20 protein-coding genes are annotated in these 22,016 nt (G+C 69.5%); 15 read left to right on the top strand and 5 right to left on the bottom strand.

Features of this window, described 5'->3' with window-relative positions:
• The first annotated feature begins 2 nt into the window (after positions 1–2).
• The 5 genes from QN206_06325 (at position 3) to QN206_06305 (ending at position 5,789) form a co-directional block, all read left to right on the top strand.
• A complete protein-coding gene (locus tag QN206_06325; GenBank protein MDR7614426.1) occupies positions 3–1,046 on the top strand; it encodes an NAD(P)-dependent alcohol dehydrogenase in 1,044 nt (347 codons plus the stop codon).
• 19 nt (positions 1,047–1,065) lie between these two features.
• Positions 1,066–2,013 (top strand): 2-dehydropantoate 2-reductase, encoded by a 948-nt coding sequence (locus QN206_06320; protein ID MDR7614425.1) that lies wholly within the window; start codon positions 1,066–1,068, stop codon positions 2,011–2,013.
• A 97-nt stretch (positions 2,014–2,110) separates the two neighbouring features.
• Positions 2,111–3,709 carry a methylenetetrahydrofolate reductase C-terminal domain-containing protein gene (locus QN206_06315; GenBank protein ID MDR7614424.1) on the top strand — a complete coding sequence of 533 codons (1,599 nt, stop codon included), beginning with the start codon at positions 2,111–2,113 and terminating at the stop codon, positions 3,707–3,709.
• Between the two features lie 30 nt (positions 3,710–3,739).
• A complete protein-coding gene (locus tag QN206_06310) occupies positions 3,740–4,756 on the top strand; it encodes an ABC transporter substrate-binding protein (GenBank protein ID MDR7614423.1) in 1,017 nt (338 codons plus the stop codon).
• Between the two features lie 10 nt (positions 4,757–4,766).
• Positions 4,767–5,789: an amidohydrolase family protein gene (locus tag QN206_06305; protein ID MDR7614422.1), complete on the top strand. Its 1,023-nt coding sequence runs from the start codon at positions 4,767–4,769 to the stop codon at positions 5,787–5,789.
• On the opposite strand, the gene QN206_06300 is transcribed toward QN206_06305, so the two are convergent.
• From QN206_06300 to QN206_06285, 4 genes are read right to left on the bottom strand one after another with little or no spacing between them, the layout of a single operon-like run.
• Positions 5,786–6,535 (bottom strand): ABC transporter ATP-binding protein, encoded by a 750-nt coding sequence (locus tag QN206_06300; GenBank protein ID MDR7614421.1) that lies wholly within the window; start codon positions 6,533–6,535, stop codon positions 5,786–5,788. The genes QN206_06305 and QN206_06300 overlap by 4 nt on opposite strands.
• Complete coding sequence (locus QN206_06295) at positions 6,532–8,298, bottom strand: branched-chain amino acid ABC transporter ATP-binding protein/permease (GenBank protein ID MDR7614420.1); 1,767 nt, start codon at positions 8,296–8,298, stop codon at positions 6,532–6,534. Before QN206_06295 ends, QN206_06300 begins: the two co-directional genes overlap by 4 nt.
• Positions 8,295–9,308: a branched-chain amino acid ABC transporter permease gene (locus QN206_06290; GenBank protein ID MDR7614419.1), complete on the bottom strand. Its 1,014-nt coding sequence runs from the start codon at positions 9,306–9,308 to the stop codon at positions 8,295–8,297. The genes QN206_06295 and QN206_06290 overlap by 4 nt, the downstream gene beginning before the upstream one ends.
• 20 nt (positions 9,309–9,328) lie before the next feature.
• Entirely contained in the window at positions 9,329–10,531 is a 1,203-nt protein-coding gene (locus tag QN206_06285; protein ID MDR7614418.1) for an ABC transporter substrate-binding protein, read from the bottom strand.
• A gap of 137 nt (positions 10,532–10,668) precedes the next feature.
• Here QN206_06285 and mnmA point away from each other — a divergent pair, with 137 nt between their 5' ends.
• Genes mnmA through QN206_06260 form a run of 5 tightly spaced genes read left to right on the top strand, consistent with a single transcriptional unit; the run spans position 10,669 to position 14,719 of the window.
• Positions 10,669–11,793, top strand: coding sequence for a tRNA 2-thiouridine(34) synthase MnmA (mnmA, locus tag QN206_06280; protein ID MDR7614417.1), 1,125 nt, complete (start codon positions 10,669–10,671; stop codon positions 11,791–11,793).
• A 14-nt stretch (positions 11,794–11,807) separates the two neighbouring features.
• Entirely contained in the window at positions 11,808–12,137 is a 330-nt protein-coding gene (locus QN206_06275; GenBank protein MDR7614416.1) for a YtxH domain-containing protein, read from the top strand.
• Complete coding sequence (locus QN206_06270) at positions 12,134–13,504, top strand: CCA tRNA nucleotidyltransferase (protein ID MDR7614415.1); 1,371 nt, start codon at positions 12,134–12,136, stop codon at positions 13,502–13,504. The genes QN206_06275 and QN206_06270 overlap by 4 nt, the downstream gene beginning before the upstream one ends.
• Positions 13,505–13,530: 26 nt before the next feature.
• Entirely contained in the window at positions 13,531–14,430 is a 900-nt protein-coding gene (locus QN206_06265) for an AAA family ATPase (GenBank protein MDR7614414.1), read from the top strand.
• A complete protein-coding gene (locus QN206_06260) occupies positions 14,321–14,719 on the top strand; it encodes a hypothetical protein (GenBank protein ID MDR7614413.1) in 399 nt (132 codons plus the stop codon). The genes QN206_06265 and QN206_06260 overlap by 110 nt, the downstream gene beginning before the upstream one ends.
• On the opposite strand, the gene pfp is transcribed toward QN206_06260, so the two are convergent.
• Positions 14,703–16,004, bottom strand: coding sequence for a diphosphate--fructose-6-phosphate 1-phosphotransferase (pfp, locus tag QN206_06255; GenBank protein MDR7614412.1), 1,302 nt, complete (start codon positions 16,002–16,004; stop codon positions 14,703–14,705). The genes QN206_06260 and pfp overlap by 17 nt on opposite strands.
• 88 nt (positions 16,005–16,092) lie before the next feature.
• Between pfp and asnS the strand changes: the two genes are divergently transcribed.
• The 5 genes from asnS (at position 16,093) to infB (ending at position 21,996) form a co-directional block, all read left to right on the top strand.
• Complete coding sequence (gene asnS / locus QN206_06250) at positions 16,093–17,391, top strand: asparagine--tRNA ligase (GenBank protein ID MDR7614411.1); 1,299 nt, start codon at positions 16,093–16,095, stop codon at positions 17,389–17,391.
• 181 nt (positions 17,392–17,572) lie between these two features.
• Positions 17,573–18,118, top strand: a complete 546-nt coding sequence (gene rimP / locus QN206_06245) for a ribosome maturation factor RimP (GenBank protein MDR7614410.1) — start codon at positions 17,573–17,575, stop codon at positions 18,116–18,118.
• Complete coding sequence (gene nusA, locus QN206_06240; protein MDR7614409.1) at positions 18,115–19,230, top strand: transcription termination factor NusA; 1,116 nt, start codon at positions 18,115–18,117, stop codon at positions 19,228–19,230. Before rimP ends, nusA begins: the two co-directional genes overlap by 4 nt.
• Before the next feature lie 3 nt (positions 19,231–19,233).
• Entirely contained in the window at positions 19,234–19,548 is a 315-nt protein-coding gene (locus tag QN206_06235) for a YlxR family protein (GenBank protein MDR7614408.1), read from the top strand.
• Complete coding sequence (gene infB, locus QN206_06230; protein MDR7614407.1) at positions 19,549–21,996, top strand: translation initiation factor IF-2; 2,448 nt, start codon at positions 19,549–19,551, stop codon at positions 21,994–21,996.
• Positions 21,997–22,016: the final 20 nt, after the last annotated feature.

The following is a 22,016-nucleotide window of genomic DNA, read 5'->3' as shown; positions in this document are numbered from 1 at the left end:
CGATGAGGGCGGCCCGACTCCACCGGTACGGACCCGTAGAGGACCAGAGCCCGGCTCTGGTCCTGGAGGAGGTTCCGGACCCCAGGCTGCAGGCCCCGGACGACGTGATCGTCCGGGTGGCCGGGGCGGGGGTGTGCCGGACGGATCTGCACGTCCTGGAGGGGATGTTCCGGGGGGTGATGCGGGCACAGCTCCCGTACATTCCCGGACACGAAAACGCGGGATGGGTGGAGGAGGTGGGACCCGCGGTCCGCTCCGTGCGCAGGGGGGATCCTGTCCTGGTGTATCCCATGGTCTCGGACGGCGTCTGCTTCGCCTGCCGACAGGGGCAGGAGATGCACTGCGAGAACGGCGCCTTCGTGGGCCTGGATCGGGACGGCGGGTTCGCGGAGTACCTTCTCGTGAAGGAGCGGAACTGCATCCGGCTCCCGGAGGGGTTCCCTCCGCAGGATGCGGCCCCTCTGGCGGACGCGGGCTTAGCCGCCTACCATGCGGTGAAGCGGGCGATCCCGCTCCTGGAGCCGGGGACCGTGGCCGTGCTCCTGGGATTCGGCGGACTGGGGCACCTGGCGTACCAGATGCTGCGGGCCCTGTCCTGCGCCCGCGTCGCGGTGGTGGACCGGTCGGAGGAAGCCCGGAACTGGGCCCGGGAGATGGGTGCGGACGCGGTGTTCCCCGCGGAGTCGGAGAGCGCCGCGCAGGTGATGGAGTGGACCCAGGGACGGGGCGCGCGGGTGGTCCTGGACTTCGTGGGGGAAGGGGGGGCTCCCCAGCTGGGGTGGTCCTTGCTCGGGCGTCGGGGAACCTACTTCGTGGTGGGGTACGGGGATCCCCTCACGGTGCCCACCATGGAACTCGTGGCCACGGAGAAGGCCATCGTGGGCAACCTCGTGGGGACCTACACGGAGCTCGTGGAGCTCGTGCACTTGGCCGCGCAGGGGGCGGTGCGGGCGAGGATCGTACGCTATCCCCTGGAGGAGGCGAACCGGGCACTCACGGATCTGCACCGGGGAAGGGTGCACGGCCGGGCGGTCCTGATTCCCTGAGGGGACGAGGAGGCAGGCGGTGCGGTTCGGCGTGGTGGGGGCGGGGGCCATGGGGTGCCGCTTCGGCGTGCACCTCACGGAGGCCGGGCACGAGGTTTGGCTCGTGGACGTGTGGGAGGAACAGGTCGCTGCCCTCCGCCAGCACGGGGTGTGGGTGGACGACGGGATGCGCCCGCGCGTCGTGCGGGTCCGGGCCACCCGGGACCCCACGGACGCGGGGCAGGTGGATTACCTCCTGATCTTCACCAAGTCCAACCACACCCGGAGCGCGGCCCAAAACGCCCTGCCCATGGCGGGACCCGACACGTGGGTGGTGACGCTCCAGAACGGGCTGGGGAACGTGGAGGCCCTCGCGGAGGTGTTCAACCCGGACCGGATCCTGGCGGGCGTTTGCTTCCTCTGGAGCGACCTGGTGGCCCCGGGACGGATCCGGTGGACCCCGCACCCCGTGGAGATCCTGTTGGGGCCTCTTGCGCCAGATCGATTCGGCGCCGCGCAGGAGCTCGCCACCCTGCTCACCCAGGCGGGCCTGCCCGCGCGGGCTCTCCCCGATCCGTGGGAAGCCATCTGGTACAAGGTGGCTTTCAACGCGGCCGCGAACGCGCTCTCCGCCATCACCCGTCTCCCCGTTGGGCCCCTTGTGGCCCAGCCCGCCGCGCGGGAGATCTTCGAGCGGATCGTGGCGGAGACGGTGGCGGTGGCGGCCGCGGAGGGAGTTTCCCTGGATCCGCAAAGGGTCCTGGATACGCTCCTCCGGCGCCACCAGTCCCCACAGGAGCGCACCCACCTCCCTTCCATGCTCCAGGATGTGCTCCGACGCCGTCCCACGGAGATCGCGTTCCTCAACGGGGAGATCGCGCGGCGGGCGGAACGCCACGGCATCCCCGCGCCCTACAACGCCCTCCTCACCCGGATCGTGGAGATCCTGGAGCGTACCTACCCGCACCAGGTGCAGCATCTGGATTGAACCTCACAGGGCCCTCCGGAAGTTGCCCGCTCGGACGGAACCCCGGTAAGATGGAAAAAGCAAGCGAAAGGCCAATGTATGACCCACGAGGAGCGGCATGAACCGTCCCGAGGCCGTTCGCCCGAAGTACGAAAACCGGCTCCTGCAGAGCCTCCAGGAGGGAAGGTTCGTCCTCACCCTGGAGTCCCCGCCGCTGAGCGGCTCCAAGCCCCTTGAGGAGGTGGCGGACTCCGTGATCCGGATGGGACGGTGGGCCCGGCAGGACGGGCGGATTGCAGCCCTCACCATCTCGGACCGGGTACGCACGGACCACGACCACGATGCGCTCCTGGTGGGTCGCATGGTGGCGGAGGCCACGGGGATCCTCCCCGTGGTCCACTGGGCCGGCAAGGGACGCACCCTCCCGGATCTGGAACGGGACCTGGAGCGGGCAAGACAGGAGGGGTTGGAGGCATTCCTGTTCATCACGGGAGATGCCCTGCGGGAGCCCCCTCCGGACAGGCCTGCCCGGTACCTGGACTCCGTCCAGTCCCTCTGGATCGCCCGGAAGGAGCTCCCCTCCGCGTTCCTGGCCGCCGCGGTGAACCCGTTCAAGTACCGGGAGGAGGAGCTCTTCGGGCAGTACGTGAAGGCCCTGAAGAAGCTCCGGGCCGGAGCGGATGTCCTCATCACCCAGATCGGGTGGGACCCCCGGAAGTTCCAGGAGCTCCAGGCGTTCCTGGCTTCCCGGGGCGTCCGCGTCCCGATCCTGGCCAGCGTGTGGCTGCTCACGCCCTCCCTGGCCCTGCGGATCCGGGATGCGAAGCTTCCCGGCGTTCCGATCCCGGAGGACTTCCTGCGGCGCCTGGAGGAGGACGCGAAGTTGGAGGACGGAGGGAGGTCGGTCGCCATCCGACGGGCTGCCCTGCAGGTGGTGGGCGCACGGCTGTTGGGATACGGGGGCGCGCACCTGTGCGGGGTGCATACGGAGCGCACCCTGGAGCAGCTCCTGGATCAGGTGGCCACCCTGGAGGCGAGCTGCCGGGACCTGGAGTCGTGGCAAGAAGCCTGGCAGGAGGTGATGACCCACCCCGACGGACGTCCGGTGCGGCTGGCACCGGAAGGGGCTTTCTACCTCGACCAGGGGGCGGGGGCCGTGGTGGCTTCGCCCGGAGAGGTGCGGGGGTTCCGGATCCTGGAGGCCGTGGATCACTGGATGTTCCAGCCCTCTAGCCCCGTGGCGAAGCTGGGAGCGATCCTGTTCCGCCCCGTTTCCCGGCAGAGTGCCGCGGGACGGGTTTTGGCACGGGTGGAGCACGCCCTCAAGGGACCGTGGGTGGGCTGCCAGCTGTGCGGGTTCTGTCGGCTCCCCTACACCTTCTTCGTCTGCCCGGAGACCTGCCCGAAGGGGCTCGCGAACGGCCCCTGCGGGGGCACGGACGGGAACACCTGCGAGTTCGGAGACCGGGAGTGCATCCACGCCCGCATCTACCGGCTCGCGAAGCACACGGGCCAGATGGAGAGGTGGGAGCAGACGTGGGTGCCACCCGTCCCCGAGGAGATCCGCGGGACGTGCTCCTGGATCGGGCACTTCCAGGGGAGTGGGCCGGAGGCGAGGATCCTGCCTCCGGTGTCGCAGGCCCGAGAACGCGCCGCGGCGCCTCCCGGGCCGGTACCGGTGCCGGGAGGGAGCTTGCCGTTTCCAGAGGATGGTTAGGAACCGCCAATTGCCGGGAGGGAGGCTGGAATGACCGGAAAGGGGCTTTTTCTGGGGTTGGTCTGTTTGCTCGCGATCTTCGCCGCCTCCTCCGCCCTTGGACAGGCCTTGGTCTCCATCCGGGCAGGCACCCCGGGCGCGGTGTCCGATGCGGGGATCTTCATCGGCCTGGAGAAGGGGTACTTCGCGGAGGAGGGACTCCAGGTCCAGCTCAACCACCGCATGCGGTCCACGGAGATCATCCCGGCGCTCGCCACGGGCCTGCTGGACGTGGGCGGCATCGAGATCATCCCGGGATTCATCAACGCCATCCAGCAGGGGGCGGGGATGCGGATTGTGGCCACCAAGGGCTCCTTCGCCAAGGGCCACGGGTTCAACGTGCTGGTGGTCCGGCGGGAGCTGTTCGACGCGGGCACCGTGCGCAGCGTACGAGACCTGCGGGGCCGGAGGGTGGCGGTCACCAACCTCGCGGGGGTGCAGACGTTCCTCCTGGAGCGGATGTTGGCCCGGGGCGGGGTGAGCCTGCGGGAGGTGCAGCTCGTGCCCATGGCCATCCCGGACATGCCCGTGGCGGTGCACAACGGGGCCGTGGACGCGGCCATGATGGTGGAACCCTCCGCCACCATCTCCACCCGGCGGCTTCGGTCCGGCATCGCCCTCTTGACCGCGGACGCGGTGGTGACGGACTTCCCCGCCGCGGTGCTGGTGTACTCGGAGCAGATGCGGGCCCGGACGCCGGTGGCGACCCGATGGATGCGGGCGTACCTGCGGGGGCTGCAACTCTACAACGACGCTTTGCGAAATCCCGCCGCGCGTGCGGAGGTGGTGGAGGTCCTGAAGAAGTACACCCCGCTCCGGGAGGACGCCCTCTTCCAGGAGATGATCTGGCCGGGGCTGCGGCGGGACGGGGTGTTCGACGCGCGGCACCTGCTGGCCCTCCAGGCGCACATGGTGGCGCAGGGCGCCCTGGCATCCCCCCTTCCCGTGGACCGCTTGGTGGATTTCCGCTTCGTGCGGGAGGCTGCCCGGGACCTGAAGGTGCAGTAGGAGGAGGACCATGCTCAAGATCGACGCCTTCTGCCACATCTACCCGAAGGGGTTCTACGACCGGATGGTCGAACACGCTTCCGCATCGGGATATCTCCAACGGCTGGTCCGAGGCGTGAGCACCCTGTGGGATCTCGAGAAACGGTTCCGGATCATGGACACCCTCGGCGCCTACGTACAGGTGCCATGCCTGGCGGCCCCGCCCATCGAGGCGGTGGCCACGGGGCCCCAGGGGGTGGAGCTCGCCAGGGCCGCGAACGACGGCATGGCTGAGCTCGTGGACCGCTATCCAGACCGGTTCGTGGGCTTCGTGGCTTCCCTGCCCCTGGACGACGTGGAGGCCGCGGTGCGGGAGGCGGAGCGGGCGGTAGAGGAGCTGGGCGCCACCGGGGTCCAGATCTTCACCAACGTGCTCGGAAAGCCCCTGGACCAACCGGAGTTCCTGCCCCTCTTTGAGCGCATGGCCGCCTACGACCTCCCCATCTGGGTCCACCCCACCCGGGGGCAGGACCAGGCGGATTACCCCACGGAGAACCGTTCCAAGTACGACATCTGGTGGGCCCTGGGCTGGCCCTATGAGACCGGGGTGTTCATGACCCGGATGGTCTTCTCCGGGATCTTCGACCGCCTCCCGAACCTCAAGATCATCACCCACCACCTGGGCGGGATCATTCCGTACGTGGAAGGACGGCTTGGCTGGGGAGGGTTGGACCGGATCGGCCACCGCACGGACTCCGCAGAGGACGTGGAGGCCCGCCGGAGGCTCAAGCGGTCGCCCCACGAGTACTTCCGGATGTTCTACGCGGACACGGCCCTCTTCGGCAACGTGCCCGGCGTGGAGTGCGGGGTGGCGTTCTTCGGAGCAGAGCACGTGCTGTTCGGCTCCGACATGCCCTTCGGCCCCGAGGAGGGAGCCATGTACGTGCGGGAGGCCATCCGGGCCGTGGAGAACATGACGGCATCTTTGGAGGACAAGCGGAAGATCTTCGAGGAGAACGCCCGGAAGCTCCTCCGCCTGCGCCTCCCCCGCTAGCCGGAGGCGGTGGGAAGGCTGGCCCGGCGGAGGCCTAGGTAGGCCTCCGCCACCCGGGGATCCTGGAGGAGGGCCTGCGGAGGGCCCTGGGTGACCACCTCGCCGGCCTCCATCACGTAGGCCCGATCCGCGAGCTGCAGGGCCATCCGGGCGTTCTGCTCTACGAGGAGCATGGTGGTCCCCCGGGCCTTCAGTTCCCCGAGGATCCGGAAGATCTCCCGGACCACGAGGGGGGCGAGCCCCAGGCTCGGCTCGTCCAGCAGCAGGAGGCGGGGCCGACCCATCAGGGCCCGGCCGATGGCCAGCATCTGCTGCTCGCCCCCGGAGAGGGTCCCCGCCATCTGACGTCGCCGTTCCCGCAGCCGGGGAAAGAGCGTGTACACCCGCTCCAGGTCCTCCTCCACCTCTGTCCGGGACACGCCCCGCTGGATACGGGAGAAGGCGCCGAGGTGCAGGTGGTCCTCCACCGCGAGGGTGGGGAAGAGTTCCCGGCCCTCGGGAACCAGAACGATGCCGTCCCGGTGGAGCTGTTCCGGCATGCGGTGCGGGAGGAGCTTCCCCTCGAACCACACTTCCCCCGTGGCGGGGACCATCCCCACGAGGCCCAGCAGCGTGCTGGTTTTCCCCGCGCCGTTGGGCCCGATCAGGGTGACGACCTCGCCCGCGTTCACCTCCAGGTGGATCCCGTGGACCACCTCCACGGCCCCGTACCGCACCCGGAAATCCCGGAGCTCCAGGAGCTTCATCCCGCTGCCTCCGCGGGCAGACCCAGGTATGCCTCCAGGACCCGCGGGTTCTGCTGAACCCCCTCCGGAGCCCCTTCGGCCAGCTTCTCCCCGTAGTGCATGACCACCACCCGATCCACCAGCCCCATGATGAGGTCCATGTCGTGGTCCACGATGAGGATGCTGGTTCCCGCTTCCGCAAGACGCCGGAGGAGCTGCGCCAGCTCCCGCTTCTCCCGCGCCCGCAGGCCGGCAGCCGGCTCGTCCAGCAGGAGCAGCTGCGGGGCGGAGGCGAGGGCCCGGGCGATCTCCAACAGCCGCTGCTGCGCGAGGGGGAGCCTCCCGGCCTTCTCGTGGGCAAGGTGTGCGAGGCCTACGCGTTCCAGGGCCCGGTGGGCCTCCGCCAGGGCCGCCTGTTCCTCGCCCCGGAGCTTGTCCCACCCCACCAGACACGCCAGCATCCCACTGCGGGTCCGGCTGTAGGTGCCCAGGGCCGCGTTCTCCAGGACCGTCATCTCCCCGAAGAGGTGCGGCTGCTGGAAGGTCCGGGCGATCCCGAGTGGGTGGATGGCGAAGGGGGGACGCCCGGAGATCCGGTGCCCGTCAAACCAAACCTCTCCCCGCGTGGGCGGGAGGAGGCCCGTGATGAGGTTGAAGCAGGTGGTCTTGCCCGCTCCGTTCGGTCCGATGAGCCCCACCACCTCTCCCCGACGGACCGTGAAGGAGATGCCGTTCACCGCGAGGAGGCCCCCGAAGTTCTTGGTGAGCTCCCGGACCTCCAGGAGGACCTCCGAGCGAGGGAGGGGGATCGGAGGGGCAGGAAGGGTGCGATCCGAGATGGGAGGGAGGCGGCGACGGGGGAAGTAGACCTCCAGGAACGGCCATAGACCCCGCGGGGCCAGGAGGAGGATCCCTGCCAGGATGAGGCCGTACGCGATCACCTCGTACTGGGCGGTGCGTCCGAACAGCACCGGGAGGATATCCTGTAGCCAGCTCCCCAGCAGGGTCAGAAGCCCCGCGCCAAGGAAGATGCCCCCGATGCGGTCCACCCCTCCGGCCACCGCCATGATGACGTACCGCATGGAGGCCTCAAGCCCGAAGGGTTGGGGATTCACGAACCGGAGGAAGTGGGCATGGAGCCATCCCGCCAACCCCGCGAACAGGGCGGCCAGCACGAACACCTGCAGGCGGACCAGCGGGAGGTTCACGCCGAAGCTGGCGGCCACCGCGCCGTCTCCCCGCACCGCCCGCAGGGCCCTGCCCGTGCGGCTGGAAGCCAGCTGCGCGCAGGCCAGGGCGAGCAGCACCGCGCATCCGAGGCTCAGAAAACCGTACTCCCGGGGGTCCCGCAGGGAGAGGGGACCGAGTCGGAGGGCAGGGATCTCGCTGATCCCCCCGTGTCCTCCCGTGATGGAGACCAGGTTCCCCATCAGGATGGAGAGGGCCATCTGCCACGCGATGGTCGCGAGCGGCAGGTAGTGCCCCTTCAGGCGGACGGTGACACTCCCCAAAACCACGGCCGCGAGCCCGCAGAGGGCCAGGGCCAAGGGCAAGCTCATCCACGGGGACCATCCCCACCGGGTGGTGGCGATGGCGGTGGTGTACGCGGCGAGGCCCATGAAGGCGGCTTGGCCGAAGCTGCTCATTCCCGCGAGCCCCGTCAGGAGGTACAGACCCAGGGCCACCACCGCGCTGATGGCCGTGAAGTTCAGCAGGGTGAGGTAGAAGGGGGGGAGGAAGGGGATCGCCGCGAAGGCTAGCCCGAGGAGGATCCAGCGGATCACTCTTCCACCCCTCCGATTTCCAGCGTGCGCAGGCTCTGGACGAAGAGGATGGGGAGCAGGAGGGCGAAGACGATGGCCTCTTTGTAGGCGCTCGCGTAGAAAGCGCTGAAGGCTTCCAGGGTTCCCACGAGGATCGCTCCCGCCGCGGCCAGGGGATAGCTCACAAGCCCCCCCAACACCGCGGCCACGAACCCCTTCAGGGAAGGGAGGAACCCCATGAAGTACGCGGCGTTGGTGAGGGGCGCGAGCAGCATGCCTCCCAGGGCACAGATGAGGCCGGCGAGGGTGAAGGCCACCCGGCCCGCGTCCCGGATGCGGATCCCCGTGAGACGGGCTCCCCGGCGGTTGATGGCGCAGGCGAGGAGCGCTTTCCCGTACAGGCTCCGGGAGAAGAACCCGTAGAGCAGCAACACCCAGAGGAGGGCCAGACCGTAGACCGCGAAGTTCTGTCGCGGAAGGGGCACGGGGCCCAACTGTGCCTCTCCCGGCAGGAGCGGGGGAAGACGGTACTGCTCCGGCCCGAAGAACACGAGCCCTAGCCCCTGGAACACGAAGTGGAGGCCGAGGGAGAGGATGAGGTAGGTGAGCACGGAGGCGTGGGGGATGGGCTCAAAGAACAACCGGTAGGTGGCGATCCCCATCAGGACCACGACCCCCACCGCCAGCACCCATGCGAGGATGGGGAAGCCCGTGGTGGCGGCCCACGCCCCGGCCCCCAGGAGCGCCGCCGCGCCCGCGAAGAGCACTAGGCTGATCCGCCGCGCTCCTGCCAGGAGGTCCAGCACCCCCCACGCCGCGAGGAGGACGGCCCCGAGCCAGAGGGAGCCAGGAAGCTTGTGGTCCACGAGAAGGGCGTAGGTGAGAGGGGCGTACATGAGGAGCTCCCCCATGGGCACGAAGAGCACCCGGGTCACGGTGAACACCAGCACCAGGGTGATGGCCAGGAGTCCGTAGATCACCCCGTTGGTGATCCCGTCCGCGACCAGAAGTCCCAGGATGGTGGCATCCACCGACGGCTTCCCGTCCCCCTCTACTGACGTGGGAGGAAGGTGCGCAGGAGCTTCAGTTTTCCGCCCTGGACCTGGACGAAGACGTTGCTGTACTCGAACCGGTGCCCGAGGTGGTCGATGGGCGAGTAGGTGAACACCCCGTGGGCCCCGGGCAGGTTCCGGGTGGCCTCGATCTCGTCCCGGAGAGCAGCCCGGAACGCGGGGAGGTTATCCAGGCTCGCCCGTCGAAGGGCCCGCTCCAGGGCGGGCCGGACGATGAGCCAGAAGTCGTGGACGTGGGCCCCGAACTGGGAGACGCTCCCCGGCCCGTACCGGCTCTCGTAGATCCGCTTGTGCTCCAGGGCCGGCCGCTTGCTGGGATGGTTGTCCGGAAGCTGATCCGCTACCACCGCGGGGCCGACCGGGAGCAACGCGCCCTCCAGGTCCTTCCCGCCGACTCGCAGGACGTCGGGGTCTCCGACGGCGTGCGTGTGGTAGATGATGCCCCGATACCCCCGCTCCCGGAGGGTCCGATGCGGGAGGATAGCTGGGGTTCCACTGGCGCCGATGAGGATCGCGTCCGGCCGTGCCGCCAGGAGGCGCAGCACCTGCCCCGTCACGCTGGTGTCCGCCCGGGCATAGCGCTCGTTGGCCACCACACGGATGCCGAGGTTCGGGGCCGCCTGGGAGAGGGAGGTCCACCACTCCTCCCCCCACACGTCGTTAAACCCGATGTAGCCCACGGTCCGGATTCCCCGCAGCCGCATGTCCAACGTCACCGCCTGGATGGCGCTCGCCGCGGTCTGCGGCAGGAGGAACACCCACCGGCGCTTCTCGTCCACGGGGTGGACGATGTTCTGGGTGGCCCCCATGGCCATCTGCGGTACCCCGGCCTCCCCGGTGACGTCCACCATGGCCAGGGCGCTCACGGAAACCGTGCTCCCCGCGATGGCCACCACCCGGTCTTCGGCGATGAGCTTGCGCGCGTTCTGGACCGCGAGAGTCGGGTTGGTGGCGTCGTCCAGGATGATGTACTGGATCCGGTGGCCCGGGATGGCATCCCGGAAGAGCTCCTCGTACAGCAGGAAGGCGTTCCGTACCGGAATCCCCAGGGCCGCGGCGGGTCCCGTGGCGGAGACCACCACGCCGATCCGGATCACCCGTGGAGCCTGGGCGTAGCCCGCTCCCAGAATCCCCGCAAGGGCAACGCACACCACGAGCCCGAGCACCGTCCACCGGCGCATGCCCATTCCCTCCCGTCTCACGGTTTTTATCGGGTCCATCGAGCCTTTCTATTTTTACTGTGGATCCCGCCCTCTCCGCAAGGTACCTCGGCCCGGACCGCGCCGGACGGGGGTGGTATGATGAAAACGGAGGGAGCATGGCGCGCGTCGCGGTGGCCATGAGCGGTGGCGTGGACAGCTCGGTGGCCGCGGCCCTCCTCGTGGAGGCCGGGCACGAGGTGGTGGGCCTCACCATGAACCTGTGGCCCAGCTGGCTCCCCGCGGAGGAGGCGGGCTCCGGGTGCTGCGGGATCGGGGCGGTGGAGGATGCCCGGGCCGTGGCGCGCCGGTTGGGCATCCCCCACTACGTCCTGAACCTGCGGGAAGCCTTCGAGGCCGCCGTGATCCGCCCCTTCGCGGAGGCCTATGCCCAGGGCCGGACTCCCAACCCCTGCGTGGCCTGCAATCGGCGCATCAAGTTCTCCCTGCTGCTCGAGAAGGTGGCTGCCCTGGGGATGGATTACCTCGCGACGGGCCACTACGCCCGGGTGCACCGTGAAGCAGGACGGTTCCGGCTCCTGCGCGCCGTGGATCGCGCCAAGGATCAGTCCTACGTCCTCTACGCCCTCACCCAGCGGGAGCTCGCGCGGTTGCTCCTCCCGGTCGGGGAGCTCACAAAGCCCCAGGTCCGGGAGGTGGCCCGGCGTCTGGGGCTTTGTGTGGCGGACAAGCCCGAAAGCCAGGAGATCTGTTTCGTGCCCCGGGGACACTACACCCAGGTGGTGGCCCGGTTCGCCCCGGAGGCCCTTCGGCCGGGCCCCATCTACGACACGGAGGGCAGACTCCTGGGGACGCACCGGGGAATTGCCCGGTACACCGTGGGACAGCGCCGGGGACTCGGTCTCGCCACGGGCAAGCCCCGGTATGTGGTGGCCATCCTGGCGGACCGCAACGCCCTCGTGGTCGGAGAAGAAGCGGATCTGCGGGCCACGGAGGTGGAGCTGGAGGAGGTGTCCTGGGTACAGGGGCAGCCCCCGGCCAGTCGGTTCGCAGCGACCGTGCGTCTGCGCCACGGCGCCCAGGATGTCCCGGGAGAGGTGGAGTGCCGGGGGGACACGGTGCGGGTGCGGTTTTGGAATCCTCCCTGGGCCACGAACGCGGGGCAAGTGGCTTGCCTCTACCAAGGGGAGGAGGTGCTGGGCGGAGGCGTGGTGCGCCGGGTACGCACCGTGGGGGGGGAGCGGTTCGAGCAGGCCGTGGCGGTGCCTGTCTACACCGGATAGAGGAGGGATGCGGGATGGCGGAGCGTTCCGATTTCCTCAGCGGATTCGTGGTGGGTGCCTTGGTGGGGATCGGGTTGGGGTTGCTGCTGACCTCCCAACCCGGGGAGCGGGTGCGCCACCGGTTGAAGGAACGGACGGAGGAGCTCGCGGGCCGGTTGCGGGAGGGAACCCAGACCCTTACGGAGCGGGTCCGCGATACCGCGGAGACGGTGCTCCAGCGGGGCCGGGAGGTGGTGGAGCAGGGGGCCGAGCGGGTCCGGGAGGCCATCGTGCGGGGCAAGGAGGCGGCTCAGGAGCAACGGGAGGAGATGCTGGGCCGGTTGGAGGAGCTGGAGGAACGCTGAGCCCCGCGGAGTCCGCCCGGGAGGTCGTCCGGCGCCTCCGGGAAGCCGGGTACGAGGCGTACTGGGCAGGGGGGTGCGTCCGGGACCTGCTTCTCGGGCGAACCCCCAAGGACTATGATGTGGCCACCTCCGCCCGGCCTGAAGAGGTCCTGCACCTGTTCCCCCATGCCTTCCCCGTGGGGGTGGCCTTTGGCGTGGTCCGCGTGCGGATGGGGGATCACTGGGTCGAGGTGGCCACCTTCCGAGTGGAGGGCCCGTATCTCGATGGCCGGCATCCCTCGGAAGTGCGTTACAGCTCTGCCCGCGAGGACGTGGCCCGACGGGACTTCACCATTAACGGGCTGCTGTACGATCCCCTCACCGGTACCCTTTACGACTGGGTCGGTGGACAGCAGGATCTCCTGCGGCGGCGGATCCGTACCATCGGAGATCCCCGGGAGCGCTTCCAGGAGGACCGGCTCCGGATGCTGCGGGCGGTGCGGCTTGCATGCGAGCTCGATTTCGAGATCGAGCCGGATACGCTGCAGGCCATCCGGGCCCTGGCGGATCGCATCCGCACCACGAGCTGGGAGCGAATCCGGGACGAGCTCGCACGCCTCCTCACCGGTCCCCGCCGCGCTCGCGGGCTCCGGCTATTGGACGAAACCGGGCTCCTCTCCCAGATCCTCCCGGAGGTGGCGGCGATGAAGGGCGTCGTGCAGCCGCCCGAGTACCACCCGGAAGGGGACGTGTTCACCCACACCGTCCTGGCCCTGGACGCCCTGCGGGACCCTTCCGCGGTGCTGGCCTTCGCCACCCTGTTGCACGATATCGGCAAGCCCTTGACCCTCACGCGGGACGGCCGGATCCGGTTCCCCGGTCACGACCGGGTGGGCGCCGAACGGGCTCGGGAGGTCTGCCAGCGCCTCCGGCTGAGCCGCGAGGAAACCGAACGGATCGTGGCCCTGGTCCGGGACCACATGCGGCTCGCGGACCTCCCCCGCATGCGGGAGGCCAAGCGCAGGCGGTTCTTCGCCCGTTCGGACTTCGAGGAGCTCTTGGAACTGTACCGGGCGGACTGCGTGGCGAGCCACGGAGATCTCACCACGTACGAGTGGATCCTCGCCACCCGCGCGGAGCTCCGACCCGAGGAGGTGAACCCGCCCAGACTCCTCACCGGGGACGATCTCATCGCCCTGGGGCTTCGACCCGGCCCCCCATTCCGGGAGTTGCTGGAGGCGGTGCGGGATGCCCAGCTGGAGGGGCGGGTGCGGACCCGGGAGGAGGCCTTGGCGCTCGTCCGCGAACTCCTGCGCGCGCAGGAAAAGTCCCTTCCTGGGTCGAACTCGCACCCGGAACCCCCAGGGGAGGTCCGAACGGTCCCGTGAGCCCGTGGACGGAACAGAGATCCGAGATGGCACGGGGGCAAGACGCGGGGCGCGTCATCGCCCTCGTCAACCAGAAAGGGGGCTGTGGGAAGACCACCACCGCAGTGAACCTCGGGGCGTGCCTGGCGGCCCTGGGCTTCCGGGTGCTGCTGGTGGATCTGGATCCGCAGGCGAACGCCACGGTGAGCCTGGGCTTGGAACCCGGGGAGCTGGAACAGACCATCTACCACGTGATCACGGAGAGCCGTACGGATGGGGGCGGCATCTCCCTGGAGGACATCCTGCGGCCCTCCACGGTCCCAGGCCTTGCGGTGGCTCCCTCCTCCATTGACCTGGCCGCCGCGGAGTTGGAGCTCGTGGCTCGGATCGGGCGGGAGCACGTCCTGCGTCGGAAGCTCGAGCCCCTGCGGGATCGGTACGATTTCGTGGTCATCGACACCCCCCCTTCCCTGGGGCTGCTGACCCTGAACGCCCTCGTGGCCGCGGACCAGATCGTCATCCCCATCCAGACCCACTACTACGCCCTGCTGGGGATGCGGCAGCTGCTGCGTACCCTCCAGATGGTGCGGGATGAGATCGGGCATCGGGTGGAGATCCTGGGGGTGCTTGCCACCATGTACGACGGCCGCAACAACCTCAGCCGGGAGATCCTGCGGGGAATCCACGAGTTCTTCGGGGAGAAGGTTTTCCAGACCACCATTCACTTCAGCATTAAACTGGTGGAGTCCTCCATGGCGGGGGTCCCCATCTTCCTGCACCTCCCCCAATCTCGGGGGGCACAGGAGTACATGAGCCTGGCAAAAGAGGTGGTGGCACGTGAGCAGATCGCGGGAGGAACTCCGACGCGGGATCCGGGCCCTCATCCAGGACACGAGCCAGAAGCTGCGCGAGCTGGAAGCCCCCAGCCATTCGGAGGGGACGAGTAGCGGCCGGCCACTCCCGGACCCGGAGACGCCCACGACGGCCCCCTCCGTGCCGGCCGCGGGCCCCGCGGGATCCCGGCAACCTTCTGTGGAGCTGGAGGAGCTGCAGAGCTACGACGAGCGTCGGGGGGTGTGCTTCGCGTTTTTCCTGAATCGGAAGTGCTGGGAGGTTCCGGAGGCTTACTGCAACCAGGCCCTGCACATCTGCATGCTCCGGCAGTGTCCCGTCTACTTCCTGCACCGGGAGGACCTGGAGCGCCGGTTCGCCGCGAAGTTCAGGTACCTGTGGTGAGGGATCCCACCCGCGCTGCGGGTTCGTATCGGGCCCGGAACGCCTCGGGGGTCATCCCCGCGGCCGCGCTCAGCCGTCGCAGCATCTGCGGGTCCCGTAGGTCCTCCGGCTCCAGGCGGATCATGTACTCCCGGGCCACCCGGTAGGCGGTGGACTGGAGGTCCACCCGACGCACCCGGGTCCGTCCCGTCTGGGGGTCCAGCAGCTCCGTGAAGTCCACGTAACGCAGCTGCCCCGCCTCCATGCACACCATGGCTCCCTGGGACCCGGCCTCTTCCAGGAGGTAGCGCACCGCTCCGTAGCCGAGGTCCCGCACGTACTCGGAATCCGAGGCGATGGGCGGGGCGCACCGCAGCTCGTACCCGATGCTCTTGTGCACGATGGTGATCTGCTCCCCCCGATCCCTGAACCGCCGCTCCACCATGCTCTTCAGGATGTACGCCAGATCCAGTTCCGCCAGGCGCAGATGACCGTAGGGGTCCCGTACGATCCGGACACCCTCCTGCGCGGCCAGCTCCTCCTCCGGCACCCGCTCCAAGATCCCTTCCGCCACGATGGCCACCCCGTCCTCCCGTCCCATGACCCGACGCTTCAGCATGGCCGCTTCCAGCACGTCCGCCACCAGGGTCAGGGAGGTCCGCTCGGGGAACTCTTCCGGGATCAAGGTGAGGGTGGCGCCCGCCGCCTTCCCGATGCCCAGGGCCAGGTGCCCCGCACTGCGGCCCATGACGCTGATGAAGAACCAGCGGTTCGTGGTGCGGGAGTCCTCCATGAGGTTGCGCACCAGTTCAAACCCCACCTGCTTGGCGGTGTTGAACCCGAAGGTGGGCGCTCCGCCCGGGAGCGGGAGGTCGTTGTCGATCGTCTTGGGCACGTGGACGAACCGGATGGCGCCCCGCGCCCGCTCGCACACCCGGGCCGCGGCGAAGGCGGTGTCGTCTCCCCCCACGGTGACGAGATACCCGATTCCCAGCTCCTGGAGGTTGCGGACCACCCGGTTCAGGTCCTCCTCCCGCCGGGTGGGGTTTGCCCGGGAGGCCCGGAGGAGGGATCCGCCGTCGAAGTGGATCCGGGAGACGTCCGCGATCTGGAGCTCCCGCACGTGCCCCCGCTCCCGCAGGGTCCGGGCCTCCTCCTGCATGAGCCACTGCCACCCATCGTAGATCCCCCAAACCCGGAGTCCCCGGTTTCGGGCCTCGATGGTGACGGCCCCGATGACCCCGTTGATCCCGGGAGCCGGTCCCCCGCCCACCAGGATGCCCAGGTCCTTTCCCCGAGGGTCCATGCCACACCACCCTTTCGGCGTCTGGGTTTAGGATGAGGGCTCGCGCCGCCTTCGGGCAACCCGCATGATTAGGTTCGGGAGGTGGCGCATGGAGGCGAGGTGGATCCGCGTGTGTGAGGTGAGCCGGCACGTGGGGGAGGAGGTGGAACTGCGGGGGTGGCTGTATGACAAGCGGAGCAGCGGCAAGGTCCGGTTCCTGCTGGTGCGGGACGGCTCCGGCATCCTCCAGGCGGTCCTGGCGAAGCCCGAAGCCTCCGACGACCTGTTCCGCCTCTACGACGCCCTCACCCAGGAGTCCGCCCTCATCGTCCGAGGGGTGGTGCGGGAGGATGCCCGGGCGCCGGGCGGATACGAGGTCGCGGTGCGGGATCTCTGGATCGTGCATCGGGCGGAAGGGTATCCCATCACCCCGAAGGAGCACGGGATTGAGTTCCTGCTGGATCACCGGCACCTGTGGCTCCGCAGCCGCCGCCCGAACGCTGTGCTCCGCATCCGGGCAGACGTGATCCGGGCCGCGGAGGCTTACCTCCAGGGGCAGGGATACCTCCGGGTAGACGCGCCCATCCTCACGCCCGCCGCGGTAGAGGGGACCACCACCCTCTTCGAGGTGGACTACTTCGACCGCAAGGCCTACCTCACCCAGAGCGGACAGCTGTACATGGAGGCCGCGGCCATGGCCTTCGGCCGGGTGTACTGCCTGGGCCCGACCTTCCGGGCGGAGAAGTCCAAAACCCGGCGCCACCTCACGGAGTTCTGGATGCTGGAGCCGGAGGCCGCCTACATGGGCCTGGAGGAGTGCATGGCGCTCGCGGAGGGGCTCGTGGTGGCCATCGTGGAGGAGGTGCTCCGACACCGACGGGCCGAGCTCCACCTCCTCGGTCGGGATCTCGGGGCGCTGGAGCGGGTCCGCCCGCCGTTCCCCCGCATCTCCTACGACGAAGCGGTGCGGCGGGTGAACGAGGCCGGTCTCGTGATGCCCTGGGGGAAGGACTTCGGGGGGGATGAGGAGACGGTCCTCAGCCGCGCCTTCGATCGCCCCGTGTTCGTGCACCGCTACCCCGCGGCCTGCAAGGCCTTCTACATGCAGCCCGACCCGGAACGCCCAGAGGTGGTCCTGAACTTCGACCTCCTGGCTCCCGAAGGGTACGGGGAGATCATCGGCGGGGGGCAGCGGATCCACGACCTGGCGCTCCTGGAGCGACGGCTCGCCGAGCACGGACTCCCCCCGGAGCCCTACGCGTGGTATCTGGACCTGCGGCGGTACGGCTCCGTACCCCATGCGGGGTTCGGGCTGGGGATCGAGCGGACGGTGGCGTGGATCTGCGGCCTGGATCACGTGCGGGAGGCCATCCCCTTCCCCCGGCTCCTCTACCGGCTCGGCCCCTGAGCGGGCCGGCGCCGCCGTTGCGGACCCCCCGGACATCTGTGCGGCACTCCGCGGGAGCAGGTTGCCGGTTGGGCGGAGACGTGGTATGCTGACCCTGAGCGGCCAGGTAGGCGTAAGGAAGGTGTTGTGGCGCGCACGCGGGAGTGGGTCGGAAGCCCACTCCTTCGTTTTAGAGGGGACTATGGGCACGGATCGGCAGGTGATCCTTCGACGGGTGAGCGAGCTGGCCCAGCCCATCGCGGATCGGATGGGGCTGGAGCTGGTGGATGTGGAACTGGAGGGGCAGGGCGCCCGCACGGTCCTACGGATCCTGGTGGACCGGGAGGGCGGGGTCTCCGTGGAGGACTGCGCCCGACTGTCCGAGCGCCTCTCCCGCCAGCTGGACGTGGAGGATCTCTTCCTCCACCGGTACACCCTGGAGGTGGCCTCGCCCGGGCTAGACCGGCCCCTGCGTCGGACCGGGGACTTCGACCGGTTTGCGGGTCGGCTGGTAGAGGTCACTACCGTCTCCGAGATCTCCGGCCAGCGCCACTTCACCGGGCGGCTGCGGGGGATCGTGGCGGGACGGGTGGTGGTGGACCTGGGGAGGGGTCGAGAGGCCCACATCCCCCTGGAGGAGATCGCCCAGGCTCGGCTGCGGGTGGATCCCGAGGAGATCCGGCGGGATCTGCGTCGCCGCTCGGACGCCCGGTCCGGAAATTTCCGAACGAGGTGGGAGGGCAGATGAACGGAGAGCTGATCCGCGCGCTGGACCTCTTGGAGGAAGAACGGGGCATCTCCAAGGAGGTGCTCATCGAGGCGGTCCAGAACGCGCTCGTGTCCGCCTACAAGAAGCACTTCGGCGGCACGGGCCAGAACGTCCGGGTCGAGCTCGACCCGAGGACGGGGGAGGTACGGGTGTACAGCACCAAGACCGTGGTGGAGCGGGTGGAGGATCCCACCACGCAGATCTCCTTGGACGAGATGCGTCGGGAGGATCCCACGGCACAGGTCGGGGACCTCGTGGAGGAGGAGATCACGCCCCGGGACTTCGGTCGCATCGCGGCTCAGACCGCCAAGCAGGTCATCGTGCAGCGGATCCGGGAGGCGGAGCGGGAGCTGGTGCAGAAAGAGTTCGAGAAGCGCGAGAAGGAAGTGGTCACGGGGATCGTTCAGCGGATCGAGAAGCGGAACGTGTACGTGGACCTGGGACGCGTGGAGGCCGTGCTCCCGCCCACGGAGCAGATCCCCCGGGAGACCTACCGGCAGGGGGAGCGCATCAAGGTATACGTGACGGAGGTGCGCACCACCAACCGGGGCCCTCAGATCTTCGTCTCCCGGGCCCACCCGGGGCTCGTGCGCAAGCTCTTCGAGCAGGAGGTACCCGAGCTGCGGGAGGGGATCGTGGTCATCGAGAACATCGCCCGGGAACCCGGCTCCCGCACCAAGATCGCGGTGTACTCCCGGGATCGCAACGTGGATCCCGTGGGCGCCTGCGTGGGACCAAAGGGGAGTCGGGTGCAGGCGGTGGTGGACGAGCTGCGGGGGGAGAAGATCGACATCGTCCCTTGGAGCCCGGATCCCGCCCAGTTCGTGGCCGCAGCCCTGCAGCCCGCGAAGGTGAGCCGGGTGGAGATCGACGAGGAGACCCGGACCGCCACCGTGATCGTGCCCGACAACCAGCTGTCCCTGGCCATCGGTCGGGAGGGACAGAATGCGCGGCTGGCGGCGAAGCTCACGGGTTGGCGGATCGACATCAAGAGCGAAACCCAGGTGCGGGAGGCGGAGGCCCGCAGGCTGTTCCGGGACCTCACCCCCGAGGAGTTGGCGGAATCCACGGAGGTCCAGGAGGGCGCGTAGCGGATGCCGCGGCGGAAGATCCCCATCCGGATGTGCGTGGGCTGTGGGGGGATGCGGCCCAAAATGGAGATGATCCGCGTGGTCCGCACCCCCGCGGGGGAGGTGGTGGTAGACACCACCCGCAGCCGCAAGCTCTCAGGCCGGGGAGCCTACGTGGACCCCAACTGGGAGTGCCTGGCCCTGGCCCGCAAGGGGAAGCGGCTTGAGCGGGCCCTGGAGGTGCCGGTTCCGGAGGAGATCTTCCACCAGCTGGAGGCCATGATCCAGCAGTCCGCACCGGCGACGGCAAAGACCGCGGGGAAAACGGAGGAGAAGTGAATGCGCCTGTACGAACTGGTGAAGGCGACGGGATTGCCGCTCCGGGAAGCCGTGGAGAAGCTGGCGGAGCTGGGGTTCGACGTGAAACCCAATCCCCAGGCCGCCATCCCGGAGGGGGCCCTGGCAAAGCTGCGGGAGGCGTTTCCGCAGCTGGGGGCGGCGCCGAAGGATGGGTCCCCAAGGCGTGGGGCCGCGACGAAGAAAGTCGCCCCCGTGCCCAGTGAGCCTCCAGGGCCCAAGCGCCGGATCATCAAGCGGGCGGAGGAGATCGAGCGGGAGCGGGAGGAGCAGCGCGTCCTCGCGGAGCAGGCGGCCCGGGCCGCGGAGGAGGCTCGGCTTGCGGAGGAGGCGGCCCGCCGGGCCGCGGAAGAGGCCGCCCGGGCCGCGGAGCAGGCCCAACTGGAGCCCACCTCCGCACCCCCCGTGATCGTGGAGCCCCGTCCCGCCCCTCCCCCGCCTTCGGAGGAGCCCAAGCCCGTTCCCCTCCCCGAGCGGCACGCGGAGCCCGCGGTTACCATCTCCCCGGAGGTGCTCCGGAAGGTGGCGCAGCCGAGGCCTGAGGCCAAGCGGGTGCCGCCTCCCCCTCCGCCGCCCCTGCGCCAACCCCCCCGGCCCTCCAAGCGCCCGGCTCCCCCTCCGCCACCCCCGCCCCGGCCCCATGTGGCTTCCCCTCCGGTGGCGGAGTCGGCTCCCCCGGAGGTCCCGGTCCTTGCCAAGGAGATCCGGCTGGAGGGATCCATCACGGTGGGGGAGCTGGCCCAACGGATGGGCGCCCCTCCCTCCGAGGTGGTGAAGCGACTGCTCACCATGGGGATCCTGGCGGGCATCAACCAGCAGCTGCCCCCCGCCACCGCCAGGGCGGTGGCGCAATCCTTCGGGGTGGCGGTGGTGGAGGAGAGGCGGGAGCTGAGTCCCGCGCTGCAGGCGGCCAAGAGGCTCCGGGTGGAGGCTCAGGGGGAGCCACGACCCCCGGTGGTTACGGTCATGGGACACGTGGACCACGGCAAGACCACCCTGCTCGACGCCATCCGGAAGACCAACGTGGCCGCGGGGGAGTATGGAGGGATCACGCAGCACATCGGGGCCTACCAGGTTTCCGTGGACGGCCGCAAGATCACCTTCATCGACACGCCCGGGCACGAGGCCTTCACCACCCTGCGGGCCCGGGGCGCCCAGGTCACGGACATCGCGGTCCTGGTGGTGGCCGCGGACGATGGGGTGATGCCCCAGACCATCGAGGCCATCAACCACGCCCGGGCCGCGGGGGTTCCCATCCTCGTGGCCATCAACAAGATCGACCTCCCCACCGCCAACCCGGAGCGGACGAAGCAGCAGCTGGCGGAGCTGGGGCTCGTGCCGGAAGAGTGGGGGGGAGAGACCATCATGGTCCCCGTCTCCGCGCGAACAGGCCAAGGCATCCAGGATCTCCTGGAGATGATCCTCCTCGTGGCGGAGCTCAACGAGCTGCGGGCAGATCCCCGCAAGCCCGCGCGGGGGACCATCCTGGAAGCCAAGCTGGATCGGGGCAGAGGGCCCGTGGCCACCGTGATCGTGCAGGAGGGCACCCTGCGGGTGGGGGATCCGGTGGTGGCCGGGGAAACGTACGGGAAAGTGCGGGCCATGATGGACGACCGGGGCAACCGCCTGCAGGAGGCCGGTCCCTCCACCCCCGTGGAGGTGGTCGGGTTGGAGGAGGTGCCCACGGCCGGGGACATCCTGGAGGTGGTGCCGGACGAGCGGACGGCGAAGGCCATCTCGGAGGAACGGAGGGAGCGACGTCGGGAGCAGGAACGCGCCCAGATCCGGCGGGGCCTGGAGGAGGCCACGGGGACGGTACGGGAGCTGCGGCTCGTGGTGAAGGCGGACGTGCAGGGGTCCTTGGAGGCCATCACCGCGGCCCTGGAGCGGCTCAGCACGGAGGAGGTGCGGGTCCACATCCTGCACGCGGCCGTGGGGGCCGTGACGGAGAGCGACGTGATGCTGGCGTCCGCGAGCAACGCGGTGGTCGTCGGGTTCAACGTACGGCCGGACGGGGCGGTCCGCCGTCTGGCGGAGCAGGAAGGGGTGGAGGTGCGCCTGTACCGGCTCATCTACGAGGCGGTGGACGACGTCCGTCAGCTCCTGCAGGGGTTGCGGGCTCCCGTGGTGAGCGAGGTGGTGCTGGGCCGTGCGGAGGTCCGGCAGATCTTTCCCATCTCCCGTGTGGGGACCGTGGCGGGTTGCTATGTGCGGGAGGGGAAAGTGATCCGGGGCGCCCAGGTGCGGCTTCTGCGGGACGGCGTCGTGGTCTACCAGGGACGGGTGGCCTCCCTGCGGCGGTTCAAAGAGGACGTGCGGGAGGTGGCCGCGGGGTTCGAGTGCGGGGTGCTCCTGGAGAACTTCAACGACGTCAAGGAAGGGGATGTCCTCGAGACCTTCGAGGTGCGCGAGGAGCGCCCGACGTCGTGAGCGGGACGAGGATAGGGTGC

The organism is Armatimonadota bacterium, assembly GCA_031460175.1.
Lineage (GTDB): Bacteria > Sysuimicrobiota > Sysuimicrobiia > Sysuimicrobiales > Sysuimicrobiaceae > Sysuimicrobium > Sysuimicrobium tengchongense.
This window is presented reverse-complemented; position numbering and strand designations above follow the sequence as displayed.

Coding starts and splice junctions, on each gene's coding strand:
- QN206_06325 (MDR7614426.1), top strand. CDS start 3: ATGAGGGCGGCCCGACTCCACCGGTACGGACCCGTAGAGGACCAGAGC.
- QN206_06315 (MDR7614424.1), top strand. CDS start 2,111: ATGAACCGTCCCGAGGCCGTTCGCCCGAAGTACGAAAACCGGCTCCTG.
- QN206_06310 (MDR7614423.1), top strand. CDS start 3,740: ATGACCGGAAAGGGGCTTTTTCTGGGGTTGGTCTGTTTGCTCGCGATC.
- QN206_06305 (MDR7614422.1), top strand. CDS start 4,767: ATGCTCAAGATCGACGCCTTCTGCCACATCTACCCGAAGGGGTTCTAC.
- QN206_06300 (MDR7614421.1), bottom strand. CDS start 6,535: ATGAAGCTCCTGGAGCTCCGGGATTTCCGGGTGCGGTACGGGGCCGTG.
- QN206_06285 (MDR7614418.1), bottom strand. CDS start 10,531: ATGCGCCGGTGGACGGTGCTCGGGCTCGTGGTGTGCGTTGCCCTTGCG.
- mnmA (MDR7614417.1), top strand. CDS start 10,669: ATGGCGCGCGTCGCGGTGGCCATGAGCGGTGGCGTGGACAGCTCGGTG.
- QN206_06275 (MDR7614416.1), top strand. CDS start 11,808: ATGGCGGAGCGTTCCGATTTCCTCAGCGGATTCGTGGTGGGTGCCTTG.
- QN206_06265 (MDR7614414.1), top strand. CDS start 13,531: ATGGCACGGGGGCAAGACGCGGGGCGCGTCATCGCCCTCGTCAACCAG.
- pfp (MDR7614412.1), bottom strand. CDS start 16,004: ATGGACCCTCGGGGAAAGGACCTGGGCATCCTGGTGGGCGGGGGACCG.
- asnS (MDR7614411.1), top strand. CDS start 16,093: ATGGAGGCGAGGTGGATCCGCGTGTGTGAGGTGAGCCGGCACGTGGGG.
- rimP (MDR7614410.1), top strand. CDS start 17,573: ATGGGCACGGATCGGCAGGTGATCCTTCGACGGGTGAGCGAGCTGGCC.
- nusA (MDR7614409.1), top strand. CDS start 18,115: ATGAACGGAGAGCTGATCCGCGCGCTGGACCTCTTGGAGGAAGAACGG.
- QN206_06235 (MDR7614408.1), top strand. CDS start 19,234: ATGCCGCGGCGGAAGATCCCCATCCGGATGTGCGTGGGCTGTGGGGGG.
- infB (MDR7614407.1), top strand. CDS start 19,549: ATGCGCCTGTACGAACTGGTGAAGGCGACGGGATTGCCGCTCCGGGAA.